This is a genomic window from Ilumatobacter sp. (genome assembly GCF_041688325.1).
GTDB lineage: Bacteria > Actinomycetota > Acidimicrobiia > Acidimicrobiales > Ilumatobacteraceae > Ilumatobacter_A.
In genome coordinates this window covers 1-1,864 of record NZ_JBDNIJ010000402.1, presented here as the reverse complement: position 1 = coordinate 1,864, position 1,864 = coordinate 1, and the positions used below count along the sequence as shown (strand labels likewise).

The 1,864-nt window shown below is 60.3% G+C and carries 2 protein-coding genes; both read left to right on the top strand.

What is annotated here, in order from left to right; translation table 11 throughout:
• The coding region (locus ACH2EI_RS19985; protein ID WP_395161309.1) for a cell wall-binding repeat-containing protein at positions 1-1,422 on the top strand (1,422 nt) is incomplete at its 5' end.
• A gap of 134 nt (positions 1,423-1,556) precedes the next feature.
• The coding region (locus ACH2EI_RS19980; protein ID WP_395161307.1) for a hypothetical protein at positions 1,557-1,864 on the top strand (308 nt) is incomplete at its 3' end.

Here is a 1,864-nt window from a genome sequence, read left to right as displayed (position 1 = left end):
TTCGCCGATGCCGCTACCGGTGGCGCATGTGCCGGACGTTTGCAACACCCGATTCTCGTGACTGCCAGTGGCAGCCTGAAGAGCGTTGTGAGCGCCAATCTCTTTGACGGCGCGAAGAAGAATAACCGCATCATCTTGATGGGTGGCGAGGCTGCTCTCGAAGCGAAGGTCTTCGACGAGATCAAGTCCAAGGCCGGAAGCACAACCGTGACGAGGCTGTACGGACCCAGTCGTCAGGACACGGCAGTCGAAATTGCGAAGTTCTGCGATAACGAGGTCGCCGGCGACAAACCAGACGTGATGATCGTCAGCGGGTACGAACTTGATACGTGGGTCTACGCCCTCGTTGGTGGTGCCGTTTCCTGGCAAGAGAACGTGGTTGTGTTGTACGTCAAGAAAGACGACGTCCTCGATTCGACATGTAAGTACCTTGAGACGCTGCAACCTGGCACGGTCATCACCCTCGGACCAGTCGACAAGGTCGCCGAGACAACGAAAACGAAGGCCGAAAGCGTCGCCGCAGGAAACGCATCGTGTGACCCTGCGGCAGTCCCAACCGTTGCGAGCCAGACATGGAAGGTGGAGTTTGCCGGAGATATCCCCGGAAAGGCGCCCACCGCCAACTGGGATCTCGTGCGTTTCGGAATTAACGCCGGAACCGTTGAAGGTACCAAAGGACAAAATGGCAACAACAGCGACTCCAAGAGCTCCTGCGCCTTTGGCAGTGTGCTCAAGGGCGCCAACAACAGCACACTCGTTGTCACGATTGCTGGTGGTTTCGGTTCGGTGCCGGCAGGCACAAGCGAATGTGAAGGTGCACCGAGTTCACTCGGTTCGAAGTGGGACTTCACCAATCTCAAGTACGTCGAAGCAACCGGCATCCTCTCTGGCAACTATGCCCGCCGCACAGATTTTGCCGGCCCCGACACCGGCAAGTTCCAGATGTACAAGAACGGCACCACAACACCTGACCTGCCGGTTGCCAGCCCGACCATCGTGCCAGCCACCAGCGGAGGGGCCTGCGGTCTGACGATTGCTGTGAAGACCTACGAATTGGTCTTCACCGGGACAACCCCCGGCATCAAGCCACCTGAGAGCAAGTTCCGGGTTCGGTTCGCCGTGAACAACGGAGTCGTCGCCGGTACATCGGCCGCGTACCAGGGTGCTGGCCAACCGTACGCGTACGCGGGCGTCAACCCAGGGGGAACCCCGAACACCGGGCGGGTGGTGTGCGAATCGAGGAGCATGGATGTCAACCTCAATAGCTCCCAGACGGCCAACCCGTCCTCACCGAACGGTGGCACGTGGAAACTGACCAACATCGTCGGCAATGCGGCCGAGTTCACGGGTGACTACACCTCGGACAGGGGCAGTAGCTCCGGCCCGACCGATGTTGGCACATTCACAATGAAGCCACTCTGACGAGCGACTGAGTAAACGACACTGCGCCTGCTCAAGCGTTGACGGAGCCCAGATCTCGCATCTTCGAGATCTGGGCTCTGTCGCGTTCCTGGATCTGTCGGGAACCAGCGGGGCGCCACCGCCGTCCAACCAGTATGAGATCACCTGCTGTTCTGTTGTTCCTCACCCTGTTCGCCGTGTCCTGCGGCTCCAGCGATGTCTCCGATTCCGGCGGAGGCAACTCGATGATTCCCGATGGCCCGCTCGGGGCAGGCCCCTATCCGGTCGCCACACTCGACATCACCGTCACACACCCAGACACCGGCGACATCAGCTACACCATCTCGTGCCTTGGCGACACGGCGACCCTGCTTGGCGACGTGCCCCTCAGCGCCGAATCAGCGTGTACAGCTCTGGCCAACGCCGATGTGCGGACCCGGCTTATTGACGGCGCACCCGCTGA